This window comes from Methylobacterium sp. 4-46 (genome assembly GCF_000019365.1).
Taxonomy (GTDB): Bacteria; Pseudomonadota; Alphaproteobacteria; order Rhizobiales; family Beijerinckiaceae; genus Methylobacterium.
The window spans coordinates 6,428,327-6,447,339 of record NC_010511.1; the positions used below are offsets into that span (position 1 = coordinate 6,428,327).

The window sequence follows — 19,013 nt, forward strand, 5'->3', positions numbered from 1 at the left end:
GTCAGCGGCCCAAGGTCAGCGGCCCTGGTCAGAGCGCCTTGGCGGCCGCCAGGACCGCCTCGGCGTGGCCCGGCACCTTCACCTTGGGCCAGACCTGGGCGACGCGGCCGTCGCGGTCGATCAGCACGGTGGTGCGCTCCACGCCCATGTACTTTCGGCCGTACATGCTCTTCTCGACCCAGACCCCGTAGGCCTCCAGCATCGCCTTCTCCTCGTCGGAGGCGAGCGGGAAAGCGAGGCCGTACTTCTCGCGGAACTTGTCGTGGCTCCTGATCGGGTCAGGCGAGACCCCGATCACCGCCGTGTCGGCGGCCGCGAACGCCTCCCGCAGATCGTTGAAGGATTTGGCCTCCAGGGTGCAGCCGCTCGTGTCGTCCTTCGGATAGAAATACAGCACGGCCTTGCGGCCCTTGAGGGAGGTGAGACTGATCGTCTCGCCGCCGGTCGCCGGAAGCGAGAAATCGGGGGCCGGTTCACCAGATTTCAGCGGCATCGTGCCTTCCTTTCGGCCGATTGATGGTGTGCCTCGTCGGACCCGGGCGGACTGCGCCCGGGACAAGACGCCGACGATGCGGGGAGCCGCAGGCCGAGGCGCCCGGTGCCCGGACGGGCCCGGGCGCGACGGATGCGGTTGCAGGATTAACCGAGGGTAACCGATGGGAGAAGATGCTGGGCGGACTTGTCCGCAGGCCGCTTCTCCGGCGACGACAGGCATGGATCAGGCTTCCTCCCCCCGCCCCGCTCCCTGTCCGGTCCGGCGATCGGCCCTGAGCCGCTGCGTCCGGGGCGTGCTGATCCTCAAGCTCGGGCTGGCGCTCCTGCTCGGGCTGGCGAGCGGCCTCGCCTATCTGCGCCTGTCGAGCGGGCCGATGAGCTTCGCGTGGCTGGAGCCGCGCCTCGGCGAGGCGATCGCCGCGCGGCTCGGCCCCGGCTGGCGGGTCGAGATGCGCGACAGCGCCGTGGAGATCGACCGCGAGGGCGCGCTGGCCCTGCGCACCACGGGCCTGGAGATCCGCAACCCGCAGGGCGCGCTCGTGGTGCGCGCGCCCCTCGCCCTGGTCAGCATCGACCTCACCTCGCTCCTCGGCCTGTCGATCCAGCCGCGCTCGGTGGAGTTCCGCGACCTGCAATTGCGGGCGGTGGTGCACCGGGACGGCTCGATCGCCGCCTCGGCGGACCCGTCGAACGCCGCCCCGCCGACGCCCCCGGTGGTCGAGGCGGCCCGCGGCAGCGTCTCCCCGCTCTCGGCCACGGTCGCATCGATCCTCGGCCTGGTCCTCGATCCGGGCGGGGTGATCGGCAGCCTCGACCGGGCCCGGCTCACCAACGCGCGCCTGACCCTGACGGACGATGCCGGCGTGGAGCGCGCCGTCTTTCCCCGGGTCGACGGGCTGTTCAGCCGCGACGCGGTGCGCGAGGCCCGCGTCTTCGAGATGCGGATCATGGGCCCGCACGGGCCCTGGCGCTTCGGCGGCGACGTCGAGCAGGCGGCCGGAGACCTGCGGCGGGGCGTCCTCACCCTCGACGACCTGCCGGCCACCGACCTGCTGCTCCTCTCCGGGCAGTCCCGGCTGCCCGTCACCACCGACGTGAAGCTCTCCGGGCGCGCCACGGTGGCGATGCACGGGGCGCGGCTCGACACGATGACCCTCGGCCTGCGGTCGAGCGAGGGCACCGTCCTGATCGAGGAGAAGGACTTCAACCCGGTGACGGTCGAGGCCGTCACGGTCGAGGCGACCTGGGACGAGGCGCGCCGCGCCCTCAGCCTCACCTCCCTCGACTATCGCGGCGCCGGCAACGCGGTCCGGCTCTCGGGCGAGTGGGTCGCCGGGGCCGAGGGGGCGGAGACGGCCTGGACCGCCACCCTCTCGGGGCGCGACGCGGTGCTGCGGGGCGCCGTCGAGAGCGACGCGCCGGTGCGGATCGACAGCCTCGAAGCCAAGCTCGCCGGCCGCGACGAGGGCGTCGTCATCGAGCGCTTCGCCCTGACCGGGCCGACCGCGAGCGGCACGATCGCGGGCACGCTCGGCACCCGCGCGGACGAGGGCGGCCTCACCCTGCACATCCTGGTCGACCGGGCCGAGGGCCGCACCGCCCTGCGGCTCTGGCCCGAGCACATCGCGCCGCCGATCCGCAGCTACCTCGTCGACAACCTGCACGCCGGCAAGGTCGACAGCCTCGACATCACCGTCGACATGACGCGCGAGGAATTCGCCGCCGCGACGAGGGGCGACCCGATGCCCGACCAGGCGGTGCGGATCGCCTTCGCGGTGAGCGAGGGCAACCTGCAGATCTCGCCCGAGGCGCCGCCGCTCAGCCGCGGCCGGGTCGCCGGGCTGGTCACCGGGCGCAACACCACGATCCGGGGCGCCACCGCGGAGATCCGCGTGGCGGACGGGCGGGTGCTCGCCATCCAGGACGGCTCCTTCGTCATCAAGGACGCGGTGCCGCACGACGTGAAGGCGCAGATCGGGCTGCGCCTCAGCGGCGGCACCGACGCGCTCGCGGCGCTGCTTCAGGCAAAGCTCTTCCGGGGGCTCACCACCACCGAGATCGACCCCGCCGCGACCCGCGGCCAGGCGGATCTGCGGATCGACTTCCCCCTGAGCCTGGAGGCGGTGCCCGACATCGCGGACCTGCCGGTGACGATGACCGGCAGCCTCGCGGAGGTCTCGGTGGACCGGATCGTCGGCAAGGACCGGCTGGAGAACGGCCGCTTCGCCGTCACCTACGACCGCACCGGCTTCTCGCTCAAGGGCGAGGGCAAGCTCTCGGGCGCGCCGATGAGCGTCGACCTGCGCCAGCCCCGGGCGGGGGCCCCGGGCGAGGCGGTGGTGGCGCTCACCCTCGACGACGCGATGCGGGCGCGCCGCGGCCTGCCCGCTGCCCCGTCCCTCGCCGGGCCGGTGCCGGCGCGGTTCGTGGTGCCGATCGGGCGCCCAGGCCGCACCAGCACGCGGGTCGAGGCCGACCTCTCCCGGGCCTCGATCGACGGGCTGCTGCCGGGCTGGAGCAAGGCCGCGGGCAAGCCCGGCCGGCTCACCTTCGCGCTCAGCGAGGCCGGGAGCGGCTCCGAATTGCGCGACATCGTGCTCGAATCCGGCAGCGTGTCGGTGAAGGGCAGCGCGGTGGTCTCGGCCGAGGGCGGACTCGAACGGGCGGAGCTCACGAGCCTCAAACTCTCTCCGGGCGACGACGTGCGCGGGCAGGTCGAGCGCAGCGGCGGCGCCTACCGGGTCAACCTGAGGGGCAGCGTGGCGGATGCGCGCCCCTTCCTGCGCGCGCTCACCGGCCCGGGCAGGAAGGGCGGGGGATCCCGGGAGGGCGGCAAGGACGTCGACGCGGATCTCTCCTTCGCCATCCTCACGGGCTTCAACGAGGAGGCCCTGACCAACGCCACCCTGAAGCTCTCCCTGCGGGGGGACGACCTGCGGCAGGCCCGCATCCAGGGCCGCCTGCGCGGGGCCTCGGTGCGGGTCGAGGTGGCGCGCGGGGAGCGCGCCGGCCCGCCGATCCTGAGCGCGGACTCGACCGATGCGGGGGCGGTGCTGCGCTTCCTCGACATCTACCGCCGCATGCAGGGCGGGCGGCTGTCCCTGCAGAGCACCCTGAACGACGGGCCGCAATCGGGCGCCCTGCAGATCCGCTCCTTCACCCTGCGCGACGAGCCGGCCCTGGGCCGGATCATGGCGCAGGGCGAGCCGCCCGAGGAGGGCGTGCGCGGGACGGGGCAGCGGCGGCCGGTGAACGATGTCGGCTTCGACAGGCTGACCGCCGAGTTCGTGCGCAGCGGCACGCGGATCGACATCGCGGACGCGGCGATCTCGGGCCCGGCGATGGGCTTCACCCTCGGCGGCTCCCTCGACACGGGCCGCAACACCACCGACATCCGCGGCACCTTCGTGCCGCTCTACGGGCTGAACAACGTCTTCTCGCAGGTGCCGATCGTGGGCCCGCTGCTCGGCGGCGGCCACAATGAGGGGCTGTTCGGCATCAACTTCTCGGTGACGGGGCCGATGAGCGCGCCGAACGTGGCGGTCAACCCGCTCTCGGCGATCGCCCCGGGCTTCCTGCGCAAGCTGTTCGGCGCCGGCGGCGGCGATCCCTCCGCCGCGGCCGCGCCGCGGCCTGAGCGCTGAGCCGCGGCCACGCCGAGGCCTGAGCGCTGAGCTGCGGCCCCCTCGCTATCCCGGTCGCGCCGCTCCGCCGAGGAGGCTTCGCGCGAGGGGGCCTCGCGCTCCTTCGTGACGCGCTTGGGCGCGATCGGGTCGCTCGCCGGGAAGGTCTCCTCGACCGCCTCGTCGAGGAGCTGGTCCTGGCGCGCCTCGCGGTCCTCGCCGGGCCGGCTCGGGGCGGGCGCCGCCTCGGCGGCGCGGTCGGCGAGGGACCGGCCGCCGTCCCCCGGTCCGGGCCGGTCATCCCGGCTCGACGTCGAGGGTGGGGACGTCGAGGGTGGGGACGTCGAGGGTGGGGTCTTGGGAGCCTCCGTCCGCCACTCCGGCCCAAAGTCAGGGCCGGCCGATCGTTCGCCGGGTGGCGAGGGCCGCCCCGCGAGGCTGCGTGCGCGCCCGCACCGCCGCCCGGGAGGAGCCGCCATACTCAGGATCCATCGACGGCGCCGACGCCGCCGATGAGATCCAGCCGGCGGGGCGCTCGACCAGCACCGCCTCTTCATCCGGGAGACCGTGCCATGATCAGGAAGACCCTCGCCGCCGCCGTCGCCGCCCTGACGCTGGCGGGCGCCGTCACCACCACGACCTCCTCGGCCCAGGCCGGCTGGCGCGGCGCGGCCATCGCGGCCGGCGTGCTCGGCGTCGCGGCCGGCGCCATCGCCTCGCAGGCCCGCCCGGCCTACGCGGTCCCGGTCTACGGCGAGCCGGCCTACCCGTATGGCGGCTGCGGCTACGAGCGCCGGCCGGTCTTCGACGAGAACGGCTACCAGGTCGGCTGGCGCCGCGTCCCGGTGTGCTGAGGGCCCGCACCCGCTCCAGCTCCCCCACCGGTCACCGCCCGCCTCCCGCCCGGGGGGCGGGCCGTCCGCGTCACGGGCCCGGCGGCGCGGACAGCGCCGCCAGCGCGGCGTCCCGGGCCGCGCGGTCGGGCAGGGCCTCGAACACGCCGCGCCGGGCGACCACGCAGGCCGCGCAGGCCGCCGCGTGGCGCAGGCAGGCGGCGAGCGGATGCCCCTCGGCGAGGCTGACGGCGAGCCCCGCCGTGAAGGCGTCGCCGGCCCCGATCGTGTCGAGGGCCGCGACCGGCAGGGCGGGCTGGACCAGGAGCGGCTCCCCCGCCGCCCGGGCGATCGCCCCGCCGCGGCCGAGCGTCACCACGACGAGGCGCGGCCCTCGGTCGAGGAGGGCCGCCGCCAGGTCCGCGGGCGCCGCGCCGGCGAGCCCGAGCGCCTCCCCGAGGGCCGCCGCCTCGGTGGCGTTGACGACCAGGATCCCGGTCCGGGCGAGGAGCCCGGGCGGCGGCGGGCGGAAGGGCGAGGGGTTGAGCAGGGTCTCGACCCCGGCCGCCCGCGCGCGGCGGAAGGCCTCGCTCACCGCCGCATCGCTCGTCTCGAATTGTGCGAGGACGAGGCGCGCCCGGACCAAGCGGTCGGCCACCTCCGCCACCTCCGCCGCCCCGAGCCGCGCATTGGCCCCCGGATAGACCGCGATGCAGTTCTCCCCCGCCGCGTCCACGAAGCCGATTCCCGCCCCGGTCGGCGCCTCCACCCGGCGCAGCAGGGTGTCCGGGAGGTCCGCCCTGCGCAGGGCGGCCGCCGCGAGGTCGCCGAACGCGTCGTGGCCGACCGCGATCAGCCCGTCGACCCGCGCCCCCAGCCGCCGCGCCCCGACCGCGAGGTTCAGCCCCTTGCCGCCCGGATCGAACTGGAAGGCCCTGGCCTCCAGCGTCTCCCCGGGTCGCGGAAGCCGCGCAACCGTGGCAGAACAGGCCGCGACGAAGCTGCCCAGGACGAACAGGCTCGCACCTTCCCCCATGTCGCCCCCCGCGTCGCTCACGGCGAAGCTCCCTCCCGGCCGCGCGGTCGCCGCGCCTGGCGGCAGATCACCACGTCCGGCCCGGCCTGTCATGGTGCGGCGGCCGCCCGCGCGCCGCACCGCGAGATCGCGCCCGTGATGGCCGCGGGTGCCGCCGGGCGCGGCCGCGCCGGCCCGGGGCCGGCCGCGCCCTCGCTGCCGAGCCTGCTCCAGCTGCGCGACGATACGGCGAAGCCCCTCTACCTGCAGTTGGAGGAGCAGCTGCGCGCCCTGATCGAGGACGGCACTCTCCCGGGCGGCGTCACGCTGCCGGCCGAGCGCGCCTTCGCGGAGGCGATGGGGGTGAGCCGCACCACGGTCCAGCGCTGCTACGAGGTGCTGCGCCGCGAGCGCTACGTCAGCGCCCATGGCCGGCTCGGCCACATCGTCGAGGCCGGGCGGACGCGGCTCAGCCCCGGCATGGACCGGCTCAAGGGCTTCACCGAGGAGATGCGCGAACTCGGGCGCGTGCCCTCCTCGGAGATCCTGGAGCGCGCCGTCGTGCGGGATCCGGCCCTGGCCGGCCTGTTCGCCCGCCCGCCCGAGGCGCGCTTCCTGCGGCTGGTGCGCCTGCGCAAGGGGGACGGCGTCCCGCTCTCGCGGGAGCGGGCGTGGTACGACCTCACCGCGGTCCCGCAACTGGCCGAGGCCGATCTCGGCGGCTCCGTCTACGCCCTGCTGGGCCAGCACGGGGCGGGGCTGGTGCGCTGCCGTCAGACGATCGAGGCGGCCCTGGCGGACGAGCATGCCTGCGCGCTGTTCGGCTACCCCGAGCCGCGCCCCTGCCTGCTGATCAAGCGCCACTCCTACGCCCGGGACGACCGGCTGATCGAGTACGTCGAGGGCCTGTTCCGCGGGGACGCCTACGCGTACCGGCTCGACTTGAGCGTGTGAGCGACGCCGACATCCGCATGGCGACGCAATCCGTCGGATTGCGCCATGAGGGGCGTCAGGATCGCGGCCGAACGGGCATCCCCGAGGGAGGGGCGGGAGGGACCGCCCGAGCGCTCGCGCCCGTCGGTCCCGGCTGCCACGTCGGAATGCCAGGGACGAAGCCGGACGGATCGGGCGGCCGGCCGACGCCGCGCTCAGGCCGCGGCCCGGCGCGGCGCCAGGGTCTCGGCGACCGCCTCGGGCGTCGCGAAGAGGTGGGCGGGCCGCAGCGCCGCCAGCGCGTCGGGCCGCGTGTAGCCCCAGGCGACGGCCCCGAAGGCGAGGCCGCAGGCGGCGGCGGCCTCCGCGTCGCGCAGCTCGTCACCGAGGCAGATCACCCGCTCGGGCGGCAGGCCGCCCGCGCGCACCAGGGCGCGGAAGCGGCGCGCCTTGCCGAACAGGGGGGCGCCGCAGGCGAAGGCGTCGATGCGGGCGGCGCTCTCGGGACCGAGCACCCGGCGCACCGTCGCCTCGCGGTTGGCGGTCACGACGGCGAGGCGCAGGCCCGCGGCCGCGAGGCGGGCGAGCAGGCCGGGGATGCCCGGGAACAGCCCGATCTCTTCCGCGTCCCGGGCCGCGAGGGCGCGCATGTGCCGCGCGATGAGGGGAAGCTTCCAGGCCGGGACCTCCAGGCGATGCAGGATCGCCCGGGCGCCGAGGCGGCGCAGATCCTCGACCTCGCCCGGCGCGACCCGGCGGAAGCCGTAGCGGTCGGCCACCCCGTCGAGAACGCGGCAGAACCACGGGAAGCTGTCGGCGAGCGTCCCGTCGAAATCGAGGAGGACGAGGCCGTAGGGCCCCGCCGGAGGCGGCCCCGCGCCGCGCCGGGTCACCGGCAGTAGCGGGGGAGACGTCGCTTCCAGCGCTCGCCGACCCGCAGGTCGCCCTCGCGCCGCTTCGGCCGCGGCGCGGCCTCGCCCACGGCCCGCAGGGCCGCGAGGGAGACCGGGGCGAGGGCGGGAGGGGCGGGCTCCGGAGCCGGGGCCGGGGCCGCCGGCGGCTCGTCGGGCCAGTCCTCAGGCCAGACGAAGCCGGTCTGCGCCGAACCCTTGAGAGCCGGGCCCTTGAGCGCCGGGCCCTTGGGCGCCGGCACCGCCTTCCGGGTGGCCGGACGGCCGGGGCGGCGGCGGAAGACCGGCTCCTCCTCGACCGGGGCCGGCTCCGGCTCGGGCGCCGGGGGCTCCGGCGGCGCGATCAGGCTCGGCAGGACCCGGCGGGACGGGGTCTGGGCGGAAGAGCCCTGGGCGGAGGCGGCGGTCTTCGCGGGCGCGGGCAGCGGCGCGTCGTCGAAGCGGCCCGACTGCGTCGCGGCGGCTGCCTCCTCGATGAGGCCGGTACCGGCCCAGAGGGTGTTCGCCGGAGCTTTCGGCTCCCCGGCCTCGCTCGACGCGGCCGGGGAGGTGCGGGTACGTTTGATCTCGACCGTGAACGACGGTCTCGCGCGATAGCGCGTCATCGAATGTCCTGAAGCGGTCTGTTCGGGATAGGGCCCGCCGCATGCTGCGCGGACGCCTGCCCCTCACTTAGGATGAGACGCCTCACTTGTCCATGCGGGGAGTTGATAAAGTGTCAATGGATGAGATCTGGGGCGCAAACGCGCCGTCAACGGCGCGCGATCCGGCCGGCGCGGCAAGTTCAGGGAAGATCCTCCGGCGGCCCGTCGGCGGCCGCGGCCAATGCGCGGGCGGCCGGGCGTGAACATCTTCGTGCTCACCGGGGCCGGCATCTCGGCCGAGAGCGGCCTCGGCACCTTCCGCGACCGGGGCGGGCTGTGGCACCGGTTCGATCCGGCCCGGCTCGCGACGCCGGAAGCCTTCGCGGCCGATCCCGAGGAGGTCCACGCCTTCTACAACCTGCGGCGGCGCGGCGTGCGCGAGGCCGCCCCGAACGCCGCGCACCAGGCGCTGGCGCGGCTCGAGGCGGGCCTCGCCGCGCGGGGCGGGCGGCTCTTCCTGTGCACGCAGAACGTGGACGATTTGCACGAGCGCGGCGGCGCGCGGGCGGTGGTGCACATGCACGGCGAGATCCTGCGCGCGCGCTGCCTCGCCTGCGGGGCCGAGGCGCGCTGGGAGGAGGATCTGACGGTGGACACGCCCTGCCCATCCTGCGGGCGGGGCGGCGGGATGCGCCCGGCCGTGGTCTGGTTCGGCGAGGTCCCGCTCCACCTCGACGCCGTCGAGGAGGGGCTGGCGGCCGCCGACCGCTTCGTGGCGATCGGCACCTCGGGGGCGGTCTACCCGGCGGCGGGATTCGTGGCGCGGGCGCGCCGGCGCGGCATCCCGACCCACGAGATCAACCTCGAACCCTCCGACACGGCCCGCACCTTCGACAGCGCCGCCTACGGCCCGGCCACCGAGGCCGTGCCGGCCTTCGTCGCCTCGGTGCTGGGCGGGGAGGGCTGACCGGGCCGGCGGGGCCGCCTCACGGCGCGTAGGCGCTCGCGGCGGTGGGCAGGCCCTGGCCGGCCGGGCGGGACGGGGAGAGGAGCCGCAGGCGCGGCGCCGCCCAGGCGCCCGCGAGTTCGTAGAGCGCGGGCCTCGCGTCGCCGCCGCGCAGGACGTCGCGGGCGCTCGGCTCCACCTGGGCGGCGAGGCGCCGCTCGGCGAGGCCGATCTGCCCGCGCAGGGCGAGCGCCGAGAGCGCGGTGCGCACCTGCCCCTGCGCGATCTCGCCGAGCCCGCCGGTCACGCCGAGCGTCACCTGGGCGCGCTCGAAGGGCAGGCGGCCGCCCCGGCGCAGGACGGGATCGACGCCCGGCGCCTCGGCGAGGCTCAGCCCCGCGATCTCCCCGTCCTCCACCGTGACGGCGACCCGCCCGCCGAGGCGGCGGGTCATCGCCGCGAGGTCGCCGCCCGTCGCGTCGAGGGCGAGGCTGCCCTGCACCCGGCCGCCGAAGCCGCGGCCGAGGCCGAGATCCGCCAGCAGGGGGCCGATCTCGACCCGGTCGAGGTTGCCCTGGAGCTTGACTTCGAGCCCGCCCGCCCCGGCATCGAGCAGCACGGCCCGGCCCTTGACGGTGCCGCCCTGCAGGGTGGCGCGCCCGAGGCTCGCCTCCACCGCCCCGGCCCGCACGAGCAGGCCCGCCGCCACGTCCTCCGCCTCGACGGGGCCGAGCCGCGCCGCCGCCGCCGAGAGCCGCAGGTCGAGGTCGCCCTCGGTCCAGCGCGCCAGGGCGAAGAGCGCCTCCGCCCCGATCCCGGATGGAAGGCCCGGGAGATCGAGCCGCTCGGCCGCGAGCGTGCCCGAGAGGGCGAGGCGGCCGTCCGGCCCCAGGGAGGCCGCGCCCGCCCCGTCGAAGGCGCTGCCCGCCAGGACGAGGTGCAGGGCCGGCATCGCCACCTCGCCCGGGCGGGCCTCGACGCGGCCCTCCAGGCTGACGCGGCCGAGGAGGGGGGAGAGGGGCGCGCGGCAGCCGAGCCACCCCAGCACCTCCGGCAGGGCGTCGGTCGAGAACCGGCCCTCGCCGGTGAGCGCCGGCCCCTCCTGCCACCTGCCCGTCCCGTCGAGGTCGAGGCTGCCCGAGGGCCAGGCCAGGGCGGCCCGGAGCGGGCTCGCGCCCCCCCGGGCGAGGTCGAGGGGCCGGGCGGCGGCCAGCGCCACCGTGGTCGGCACGCCGCGCCACGCGAAGCGGCCGGTGAGGTCGAGCCCGGCGCCGGCCCGCGGCCAGCTCGCCGAGAGGGTGACGTCGCTGAGGCGGTCCGGGCCGGTCTCGCCCGCCGCGATCCGGCCCCCGCTGAGGGAGAGCCGGCGCAGGGGCCTCGCGCCCGCGGCGAGGCGCGCGGTCAGCCGGGCGAAGGGCGCGGCCCAGCGGTCGTCCGCGTCGGGCAGGATGAGGCGGGCGCCCGTGAGCGTCACCGCCGCCGCCTCCGCCTGCCCGATGAGCAGGCCGCCGAGGCCGAGCTGCATGTCGAGGCTGGAGGTCTCGGCCAGGAGCCGCTCGCCGTTGCGCAGCCGCACGCCCCGGAAGGTCAGGCGCGGCGCCGGCAGCAGGGCGAGGCTGGTCGGCCCGTCCGCCTCGAAGCCGAGCCCGTAGGCGCGGGCGAGGTGGCGGCCCACGAAGGCGACGGCCGGCGGCGTCGCCACGGTCCAGGATTGGCAGGCCGCGACGGCGAGCGCCACCGCGCAGGCACCGCCGGAGAGGACCAGGATGGATCGGCGCGACATCGCTCCCCGGCTGATGGTGTGACCCGACACGTGCCCTGCACGGCCGGCCGCCCGCGGGCAGCCGGCGCGCGCGCCAACCCTCTCTTCTCCCATAGACCCTCGCGCCGGGTTTGTCTTCAGCCGGGGCGCGGCCCGTCCCCTGCCGGCCGGGGGCATGCCACCGGCGGCCCGCGGCCCGCGGCGCGCGGCTTGCCAAGCGGGGTGCCCGCGTCGCAGGGCGGGCCACCGGGAGCGTGCCGGTTTTCGCGCGCGCCCCCGTGACCGTGCGCCCGTTCGGTGCTTAAGAAGGAACCCGCCCCCCGCGGGGGGCGAGGGCGGCAGCCCGCCTCATGCGGGAGGCGGGGGCGGCAGGCGCGGGATCCGCGAAGATCCGGCGCAGGAGAGGGATGGAGATGAAGAAGGTATATCCCGACGCCACGGCGGCCCTGGCGGGCCTGATGCGGGACGGCATGACGATCATGGCCGGCGGTTTCGGCCTGTGCGGCATCCCGGACGTTCTGATCGACGCGGTGCGCGAGAGCGGCGCCAAGGACCTCACGGTCATCTCGAACAACGCGGGCATCGACGGTGTCGGCCTCGGCGTCCTGCTCGAGACGCGCCAGATCCGGAAGATGATCTCGTCCTACGTCGGCGAGAACAAGACCTTCGCGACGCAGTACCTCGCGGGCGAGCTCGAGATCGAGTTCAACCCGCAGGGCACGCTCGCCGAGCGCATCCGGGCCGGTGGGGCGGGCATCCCGGCCTTCTTCACCAAGACCGGCGTCGGCACCCTGATCGCCGAGGGCAAGGAGGTGCGCGAGTTCGACGGCGAGCACTACGTGATGGAGCGCGGGCTCTTCGCCGACATCTCGCTCGTCCACGCCTGGAAGGGCGATACCGAGGGCAACCTCGTCTATCGGAAGACCGCCCGCAACTTCAACCCGATGATGGCGACGGCCTCGCGCATGACGGTGGCGCAGGTCGAGCACCTCGTGCAGCCGGGCGAGATCGACCCCGACCACATCGTGACGCCGGGCGTGTTCGTGAAGCGGATGATCCACCTGCAGAACCCGCAGAAGCGCATCGAGCAGCACACCACCCGCAAGCGCCCCGAGGCCGCCGCGACCGGCGGCGGCGCGATCTAGGATCAGGAGGATTCCCATGGCCTGGACCCGCGACCAGATGGCGGCCCGCGCTGCCCGCGAATTGCAGGACGGTTTCTACGTCAACCTCGGCATCGGCATCCCGACCCTGGTGTCGAACTACATCCCCGAGGGCATGTCGGTGCAGCTCCAGTCGGAGAACGGCATGCTCGGCATGGGCCCCTTCCCGTACGAGGGCGAGGAGGACCCGGACCTGATCAACGCCGGCAAGCAGACCATCACGGAGCTGCCGACCACGAGCTACTTCTCGTCGTCGGATTCCTTCGCGATGATCCGCGGCGGGCACATCGACCTGTCGATCCTGGGCGCCATGCAGGTGGCCGAGAACGGCGACCTCGCCAACTGGATGATCCCCGGCAAGATGGTGAAGGGGATGGGCGGCGCCATGGACCTCGTGGCGGGCGTCAAGAAGGTCGTGGTGGTGATGGAGCACGTCGCCAAGGCCAAGGACGGCGCGGAGAGCCCGAAGCTCCTGAAGGCCTGCGACCTGCCGCTGACCGGCACGCAGGTGGTCGACATGGTGATCACCGATCTCGGCGTCTTCACCATCGACAAGAAGGGCGGCGGCGGCATGAGCCTGATCGAGCTCGCCGACGGCGTCACCGAGGAGGAGGTGCGCGCCAAGACCGAGGGCCGCTACCGGGTGGCGCTCCGCAACACCTAAGCATCATCCGCCGAAGTGGTCACCAGTTCGGCGGCAAAAATGATGCGAAAACAAGAGTCTAAGCAGAATTGCATGGCGCAGTTCTGCTTAGAGCATTGTCCGGCGAAGGGGATGCCGGTTCGTCGAAGACAATGCGGCAAAATCAAAGACCGAGAGCAGGGTTCCGTTGCAGCTTGATCGAACCCTGCTCTAGGCGGAACGGCAGGCGGCGATCCTGCTTGATCTTTTGCCTTCGCATCGGCTTTCGCTGACGCGGTCCTTCGGTTCGCCGCCGAAAAGGTGACCGCTCCGGCGCATGATGCTCGGGCGCCCGCGGCGGCCGGCCCCCTCGCTCCGGGGCCGTCCGGCGTGCAGGGCGGGGCGCGGGCCACGCAAGGCGCGCTTGGACCGGGTCAGGACCCGGCATGCGCGAAGCCGAACCGGGCGATGGGCCGGGCCCTGCCCGACCCTGCCCGGGGGCAGCCGATGTCCCGGCGGCCCCCGACCCCCGTGGGACGCCGATCCGGGCTGCGCCCGGCTCGCTCCTCCGGAGACGGCTCCCCTGCTAGGAGGGGTCCTCCCGCCCGGACCCGGCGCAGAACCGGGCCGCGCCCCGCCCGAGGACACGCCTCCCGTGAACGCCCCTGTCGCGCCGGCCCCGATCGCGGCCGATCGCCCGGATTCCCCCGCCGCGTGGCGGCGCCTCGCCGTCGCGGTGCTGCTCACCACGATCGGCGGCGTCGGCATGTGGTCCGTCGTGGTGGTGCTCCCCGCCGTGCAGGCGGAATTCGGCATCGACCGGGCCGCGGCCTCGCTGCCCTACACGCTCACGATGCTCGGCTTCGCCCTCGGCGGGGTCGCGATGGGGCGGCTCGCCGACCGCTTCGGCATCGCGGCGCCGCTCCTCCTCGGCAGCCTCACCCTCGCGGCGGGCTACGGCGCCACCGCGCTCGCCGGCAGCCTCTGGCCCTTCGCCCTGGCGCAGGGGCTCCTCATCGGGGTCGGCAGTTCCTGCGCCTTCGCGCCGCTGATGGCCGACACCTCCCTGTGGTTCGCCCGCCGGCGCGGCATCGCGGTCTCGATCTGCGCCGCCGGCAACTACCTCGCCGGCACGGTCTGGCCGCCCCTCGTGCAGCACGCCGTCGCGGAGGTCGGCTGGCGCGCGACACAGGCGGGGCTCGGCCTCGCCTGCCTCGTCACCATGCTGCCGCTCGCCCTGATGATGCGCCGCAGGCCCCCGTCGCAGGCCGGGACCGGGGCGGCCCGCGGCGGCCCCGCCGGCGGCCACGCGGTCGGGATCCGGCCCGGCCTCCTGCAGGGCCTGCTCGCCCTCTCGGGCCTGTCCTGCTGCGTCGCCATGGCGATGCCCCAGGTCCACATCGTCGCCTATTGCGGCGACCTCGGCTACGGCGTCGCCCGCGGGGCCGAGATGCTCTCGCTCATGCTCGCCTGCGGCATCGTCAGCCGCCTCGCCTCCGGCCTCCTCGCCGACCGGATCGGCGGCGTCGCCACGCTGCTCCTCGGCGCGGTGCTGCAGGGCGCGGCCCTCGCCCTCTACCTCGTCTTCGACGGCCTGACCTCGCTCTACGTGGTCTCGGCCCTGTTCGGCCTGTTCCAGGGCGGCATCGTGCCGGCCTACGCCATCATCGTGCGCGAACTCTTCCCGCCCGCGGAGGCGGGGGCGCGGGTCGGGATCGTGATCATGGCGACGCTCGTCGGCATGGCGCTCGGCGGCTGGCTCTCCGGCGTGATCTTCGACCTCACCGGCACCTACGCGGCGGCCTTCGCGCACGGCCTGCTGTGGAACCTCGTCACGGTCGCGATCGGCCTCTGGCTGGTGCAGCGGCGGGCCGCGCGCGGCCGCCTCGCCCCCGCCTGAGCCGCCCGCCCGCGCGGCCGCCCCGCCCCTGCGCGGCCCCGCCCTTGCGCGGGCGCAAGGACGGTCTTGCGCCGGGGCCCGTTCCCAAAGCCCCGCCGCGCCCCCATCCTGACGGCCATGACGCCTCGCCCCGCCTCCGCCCTCGCCCTCGGCCTCGACACGTTCGGCGACGTGACCGCCGCCCCGGACGGGAGCCTCCTGCCGCATGCCCGGGTCATCCGCGACGTCGTCGAGGAGGCGGCGCTCGCCGACGAGGTGGGCCTCGACTTCTTCGGCATCGGCGAGCACCACCGGGCCGATTTCGCCGTCTCCTCCCCGGAGATCCTGCTCGCCGCGATCGCGGCGCGCACGCGGCGGATCCGCCTCGGCTCGGCCGTGACGGTGCTCAGCTCGGACGATCCCGTGCGGGTGTTCCAGCGCTTCGCGACGCTCCAGGCCGTCTCGGACGGGCGCGCCGAGGTGATCCTGGGGCGGGGCTCCTTCACCGAGTCCTTCCCGCTCTTCGGCTACGCCCTCGACCAGTACGAGACGCTGTTCGAGGAGAAGCTCGACCTCTTCGCGGCCCTGCTCAAGGGCGGGGCGGTGACGTGGCGGGGGACGACCCGGGCGGCGCTGAGCGGGCAGCGCGTCTTCCCGACGCTGGAGGCGCCGCTCACCGCCTGGATCGGCGTCGGGGGCAGCCCCGAATCGGTGGTGCGCGCCGCCCGCCACGACATGCCGCTCATGCTCGCCATCATCGGCGGGGATCCGGCCCGCTTCCGGCCCTACGTGGACCTCTCGCACCGGGCCTACGCCCAGCTCGGCCGGCCCGTGCGGCCGATCGGCGTCCACTCGCCGGGCTACGTGGCCGAGACCGACGCGCAGGCCCGCGAGGAGGTCTTCCCCGACTACAAGCGCATGCGCGACCGCATCGGCGCCGAGCGCGGCTGGCCGCCCCTGACCCGGGACGAGTTCGAGCGCGAGGCCGATCACGGCTCGCTCTACGTCGGCGGTCCCGAGACGGTCGCCCGCAAGATCGCCACCACGGCGCGCGCGCTCGGCCTGTCGCGCTTCCAGCTCAAGTACAGCGCCGGCCCGCTCGCGCATGACCGGCTGATGCGCTGCATCGACCTCTACGGGCGCCGCGTCGCGCCGCTCGTGCGCGCCATGCTGGCCTGATCCGCTGTCCGGACGATCGCGTCCGGAAACCCGCGCGGCGCCTGAGCGACGCCGACATCCGCATGGCGACGCGATCCGTCGGATGTCGTATGCCACGCCCGCGCGGCGCTCGAGCGAGGCCGAAATCCGCATTGCCGGAATTGGAGATGGCGACGCAGTCCGTCGGATGTCGGATGACGCGCGGCTTCGCGGGCGCGCCCCGGGCGCGCTCACGCCCTCGGGGTCGAGGTCCGCAGCAGCACCGCGACCGGGGCGAGGCCCACCGCCACGATGAGGAGCGCCGCCACGGCCCCGTCCTCGTAGGTGCCCCGCGCCGCCTCGCCGTACAGGTGGGTGGCGAGGGTCTCGACGTTGAGCGGGCGCAACAGCAGGGTCGCGGGCAGTTCCTTGACGCAATCCACGAAGACCAGGAGGGCGCCGCCGAGCACCGCCGGCCAGGTCAGCGGCAGGTAGACCTGCGCCAGCACCCCGGCCGCGCCCCGCCCGAGCACGCGCCCGGCATCGCCGAGCGAGCGCGGCACCCGGGCGAGCCCCGCCTCGCCGGTGCCGACCGTGATCGCCAGGAAGCGCACCAGGTAGGCGTAGATCAGGGCGACGCCGGTGCCGAGCCCGACGAGCCCGAGCCCCGCGCCGGTGAGCGCCCGGCTCGCCCCGTCGAGGGCGGCGTCGAGGCCGGCGAGGGGCGGCATCAGCCCGATCGCCAGGATCGCCCCCGGCACGGCGTAGCCGAGGGTGGCGCCGCGCACCAGCGCCACCCGCCAGGTCAGCGCCCGCCCGAAGAGCCGCGGCCCCGCCGCGACGAGGAGCCCGAGCCCGGTGGCGACCAGCGTCGCCAGCCCCGCGTAGAGGAGCGTGTGGAGGGTCTCGGCGAGGATCTGCGGGGAGACGCCCGCGCCGTGCAGGCGCCGCGCCGCCTGGACGGCGACGTGGCCGGCCGGCGCCAGGAACCCGACCGTCACCGGCACGAGGCCGAGGCCGAAGGCCGCGAGGGCCGCGGTCCCGGAGAGGCGGCGGCGGCCCATGCGCCGGGGCCGCTGCGCCGCCGCCGCGTAGCCGCGCCGCCGCCGCGCCCAGCGCTCCACCGCGATCACGGCGAGCACGAGGAGGAGCATCACGAGCGCGATCGCGGCCGCGCCGGGCAGGTCCGAGCGGTTCACCCAGGTCGCGTAGATCGAGACCGTGAGGGTGCGGACGCCGAGGAATTCCGCCGCCCCGATGTCGTTGAGGGCCTCCAGCAGGGCGAGGCTGGTCCCCAGGGCGATGGCGGGCCGGGCGAGGGGCAGCGCCACCCGGCGGAAGACCGCCGCCGGGCCGAGCCCGAGGCTGCGCCCGGCCTCGACGAGGCTCGCCGACTGCATCAGGAACAGCGCCCGCGTCGGCAGGTAGACGTAGGGGTAGAGCACGAAGCCGAGGAGCAGGACGCAGCCCGGCAGCGAGCGGATGTCGGGCAGCATCAGGTCGCGCGGGCGCGCGACCCCGAGCATCGCCCGGATCGCGCTCGGCACCGGGCCGATCGGGTGCATCAGGTCGAGATAGGCGTAGGCCACGATGTAGGTGGGCATCGCGAGCGGCAGCAGCAGCGCCCAGTCGAGGATCCGCCGGCCGGGGAAGTCGTGGGCCGCGACGAGCCACGCCGCCCCGGTGCCGATGGCGATCACCAGGAGCCCGACCCCCGCCAGGAGCAGCACCGTGTCGCGCACCGCCTGCGGCAGCACGTAGGCGAGGAGGTGGGGCCAGAGCCCGCCCGAGCCCTGGAGCGCCTCCGCGGCGAGGGCCGCGAGCGGCGCCAGAACCAGGAGCGCCGTCGCGCCCGCGGCGAGCGTCCAGGGCAGGAGCCCGGACGGGGAGGCGGGGGCCGTCCGCCCCGCCCCGCGCCGCAGGGCGGGCAGGCCCTTCGCCAGCCCCCGCGTCAGGCCCCGCGTCAGGCCGCTAGCGGTCGAAGCCGACACGGTCGACGAGGAGGCTGGCGGCCTTGCGGTTGCGGGCGATCTCGGCGAGCGGGATCGTGTCGACCTTGAGGGCGCCGAGAGTCGCGAGCAGCGGGTCGGCGGCGACGCCGGGCTTCACCGGGTACTCGTAATCCGCCTTGGCGTAGAGGGCCTGCGCCTCGTCCGAGACCAGGAATTCGAGCAGCTTGACCGCGTTCCCGGGGTTCGGGGCGCTCTTGGCCACCACCGCGCCCGAGACGTTCACGTGCGTGCCCCCGCCCGCGAAGACCGGCAGCGCCACCTTGATGCCGTCGCCCCAGAGCTTCTGCTCCGGGCCGCCCCGGCCGCTGCGCATCAGGCCGACGTAGTAGGAATTGCCGAGGCCGATCTCGCAGAGATCCGCCACGATGTCGCGCGCCACGTCGCGATCGCCGCCGCCGGGCTTGCGGGCGAGGTTGGCCTTGAGGCCCTTGAGCCAGGCCTCCGCCTTCTCCTCGCCGTGATGGGCGATGTAGGCGGCGATCAGCGCCGTGTTGTAGGGGTGCTGGCCCGCCCGCAGGCAGACCTGCCCCTTCCACTTCGGATCGGCGAGATCCTCGTAGGTGACGCCGTCGAGCCCCCTGGTGTCCGGGTCGGCGTAGAGGACCCGCGCCCGGGTCGAGAGCGCGAACCAGCGCCCCTCCGGATCGCGCAGGTTGGCCGGGATCGCGGCCTCCAGCACCGGCGAGCGGACCGGCTGGGCGAGGCCGCGGTCGACGACCTCGATCAGGTTGCCGATATCGACCGTCATCACGAGGTCCGCGGCGGAGCGGGCGCCCTCGGCGGCGACGCGCTCCGTCAGGCCCTTGTCCACGAACACCGTGTTGACCTTGATGCCGCTCTTGGCCGTGAAGGCGTCGAGGAGGGGGCGGATCAGCCCCGGCTCGCGGGTCGTGTAGAGGTTCACCTCGCCCTCCGCCCGCGCGGCGGCGGGCTGCCCCAGGAGGGCGGCGCCGAGCGACGCCAGGACGACGAGCGGACGGATCGACAGGACCGGCACGGATCAACCTCCCCGAATGATTGCTCCGTAGAGAAACAGAACAGAGGAAAATGCAAGCGCGATAGTTTTGACTTGTTTTAATGTGAAACTTCGCACCGTCG

15 protein-coding genes are annotated in these 19,013 nt (G+C 75.1%); 8 read left to right on the plus strand and 7 right to left on the minus strand.

What is annotated here, in order from left to right:
* Positions 1–28: 28 nt before the first annotated feature.
* Entirely contained in the window at positions 29–493 is a 465-nt protein-coding gene (locus M446_RS28235) for a peroxiredoxin (RefSeq protein WP_012335512.1), read from the minus strand.
* Positions 494–713: 220 nt separating this feature from the next.
* On the opposite strand from M446_RS28235, the gene M446_RS28240 reads away from it, so the two are divergent.
* Positions 714–4,139 carry a DUF3971 domain-containing protein gene (locus M446_RS28240; RefSeq protein WP_012335513.1) on the plus strand — a complete coding sequence of 1,142 codons (3,426 nt, stop codon included), beginning with the start codon at positions 714–716 and terminating at the stop codon, positions 4,137–4,139.
* Positions 4,140–4,690: 551 nt separating this feature from the next.
* Entirely contained in the window at positions 4,691–4,972 is a 282-nt protein-coding gene (locus M446_RS28245) for a hypothetical protein (RefSeq protein WP_012335514.1), read from the plus strand.
* A gap of 70 nt (positions 4,973–5,042) precedes the next feature.
* Here the strand turns inward: M446_RS28245 and M446_RS28250 are convergent, their stop codons facing one another.
* Complete coding sequence (locus tag M446_RS28250; RefSeq protein WP_012335515.1) at positions 5,043–6,008, minus strand: PfkB family carbohydrate kinase; 966 nt, start codon at positions 6,006–6,008, stop codon at positions 5,043–5,045.
* A 117-nt stretch (positions 6,009–6,125) separates the two neighbouring features.
* Here M446_RS28250 and M446_RS28255 point away from each other — a divergent pair, with 117 nt between their 5' ends.
* Positions 6,126–6,920, plus strand: a complete 795-nt coding sequence (locus tag M446_RS28255; RefSeq protein WP_012335516.1) for a GntR family transcriptional regulator — start codon at positions 6,126–6,128, stop codon at positions 6,918–6,920.
* Positions 6,921–7,114: 194 nt separating this feature from the next.
* Here the strand turns inward: M446_RS28255 and M446_RS28260 are convergent, their stop codons facing one another.
* Both M446_RS28260 and M446_RS28265 read right to left on the minus strand, forming a co-directional pair.
* Complete coding sequence (locus M446_RS28260) at positions 7,115–7,792, minus strand: HAD hydrolase-like protein (RefSeq protein ID WP_012335517.1); 678 nt, start codon at positions 7,790–7,792, stop codon at positions 7,115–7,117.
* Positions 7,789–8,415, minus strand: a complete 627-nt coding sequence (locus M446_RS28265) for a hypothetical protein (RefSeq protein ID WP_012335518.1) — start codon at positions 8,413–8,415, stop codon at positions 7,789–7,791. The genes M446_RS28260 and M446_RS28265 overlap by 4 nt, the downstream gene beginning before the upstream one ends.
* Before the next feature lie 220 nt (positions 8,416–8,635).
* Between M446_RS28265 and M446_RS28270 the strand changes: the two genes are divergently transcribed.
* Complete coding sequence (locus M446_RS28270) at positions 8,636–9,361, plus strand: NAD-dependent deacylase (RefSeq protein WP_012335519.1); 726 nt, start codon at positions 8,636–8,638, stop codon at positions 9,359–9,361.
* A gap of 19 nt (positions 9,362–9,380) precedes the next feature.
* Here M446_RS28270 and M446_RS28275 read toward each other — a convergent pair whose 3' ends face one another.
* Positions 9,381–11,123 carry an AsmA-like C-terminal region-containing protein gene (locus tag M446_RS28275; protein ID WP_012335520.1) on the minus strand — a complete coding sequence of 581 codons (1,743 nt, stop codon included), beginning with the start codon at positions 11,121–11,123 and terminating at the stop codon, positions 9,381–9,383.
* Positions 11,124–11,515: 392 nt separating this feature from the next.
* Here M446_RS28275 and M446_RS28280 point away from each other — a divergent pair, with 392 nt between their 5' ends.
* From M446_RS28280 to M446_RS28295, 4 genes are all read left to right on the plus strand, one after another.
* Positions 11,516–12,247 carry a CoA transferase subunit A gene (locus M446_RS28280; RefSeq protein WP_043702748.1) on the plus strand — a complete coding sequence of 244 codons (732 nt, stop codon included), beginning with the start codon at positions 11,516–11,518 and terminating at the stop codon, positions 12,245–12,247.
* Between the two features lie 16 nt (positions 12,248–12,263).
* Positions 12,264–12,929, plus strand: a complete 666-nt coding sequence (locus tag M446_RS28285) for a 3-oxoacid CoA-transferase subunit B (protein ID WP_012335522.1) — start codon at positions 12,264–12,266, stop codon at positions 12,927–12,929.
* A gap of 613 nt (positions 12,930–13,542) precedes the next feature.
* Positions 13,543–14,787: an MFS transporter gene (locus M446_RS28290; protein WP_012335523.1), complete on the plus strand. Its 1,245-nt coding sequence runs from the start codon at positions 13,543–13,545 to the stop codon at positions 14,785–14,787.
* A gap of 117 nt (positions 14,788–14,904) precedes the next feature.
* Positions 14,905–15,945, plus strand: coding sequence for an LLM class flavin-dependent oxidoreductase (locus M446_RS28295; protein ID WP_043701725.1), 1,041 nt, complete (start codon positions 14,905–14,907; stop codon positions 15,943–15,945).
* Positions 15,946–16,154: 209 nt separating this feature from the next.
* Here the strand turns inward: M446_RS28295 and M446_RS28300 are convergent, their stop codons facing one another.
* Positions 16,155–17,894, minus strand: coding sequence for an ABC transporter permease (locus M446_RS28300; protein WP_012335525.1), 1,740 nt, complete (start codon positions 17,892–17,894; stop codon positions 16,155–16,157).
* Positions 17,875–18,912 (minus strand): Fe(3+) ABC transporter substrate-binding protein, encoded by a 1,038-nt coding sequence (locus tag M446_RS28305; protein WP_012335526.1) that lies wholly within the window; start codon positions 18,910–18,912, stop codon positions 17,875–17,877. Before M446_RS28305 ends, M446_RS28300 begins: the two co-directional genes overlap by 20 nt.
* Between the last annotated feature and the right edge of the window lie 101 nt (positions 18,913–19,013).

Bases quoted from the DNA above. Each gene is read 5' to 3' on its own strand.
- M446_RS28235 (WP_012335512.1), bottom strand. From the start codon at position 493: ATGCCGCTGAAATCTGGTGAACCGGCCCCCGATTTCTCGCTTCCGGCG.
- M446_RS28240 (WP_012335513.1), top strand. From the start codon at position 714: ATGGATCAGGCTTCCTCCCCCCGCCCCGCTCCCTGTCCGGTCCGGCGA.
- M446_RS28245 (WP_012335514.1), top strand. From the start codon at position 4,691: ATGATCAGGAAGACCCTCGCCGCCGCCGTCGCCGCCCTGACGCTGGCG.
- M446_RS28255 (WP_012335516.1), top strand. From the start codon at position 6,126: ATGGCCGCGGGTGCCGCCGGGCGCGGCCGCGCCGGCCCGGGGCCGGCC.
- M446_RS28265 (WP_012335518.1), bottom strand. From the start codon at position 8,415: ATGACGCGCTATCGCGCGAGACCGTCGTTCACGGTCGAGATCAAACGT.
- M446_RS28270 (WP_012335519.1), top strand. From the start codon at position 8,636: ATGCGCGGGCGGCCGGGCGTGAACATCTTCGTGCTCACCGGGGCCGGC.
- M446_RS28275 (WP_012335520.1), bottom strand. From the start codon at position 11,123: ATGTCGCGCCGATCCATCCTGGTCCTCTCCGGCGGTGCCTGCGCGGTG.
- M446_RS28280 (WP_043702748.1), top strand. From the start codon at position 11,516: ATGAAGAAGGTATATCCCGACGCCACGGCGGCCCTGGCGGGCCTGATG.
- M446_RS28285 (WP_012335522.1), top strand. From the start codon at position 12,264: ATGGCCTGGACCCGCGACCAGATGGCGGCCCGCGCTGCCCGCGAATTG.
- M446_RS28295 (WP_043701725.1), top strand. From the start codon at position 14,905: ATGACGCCTCGCCCCGCCTCCGCCCTCGCCCTCGGCCTCGACACGTTC.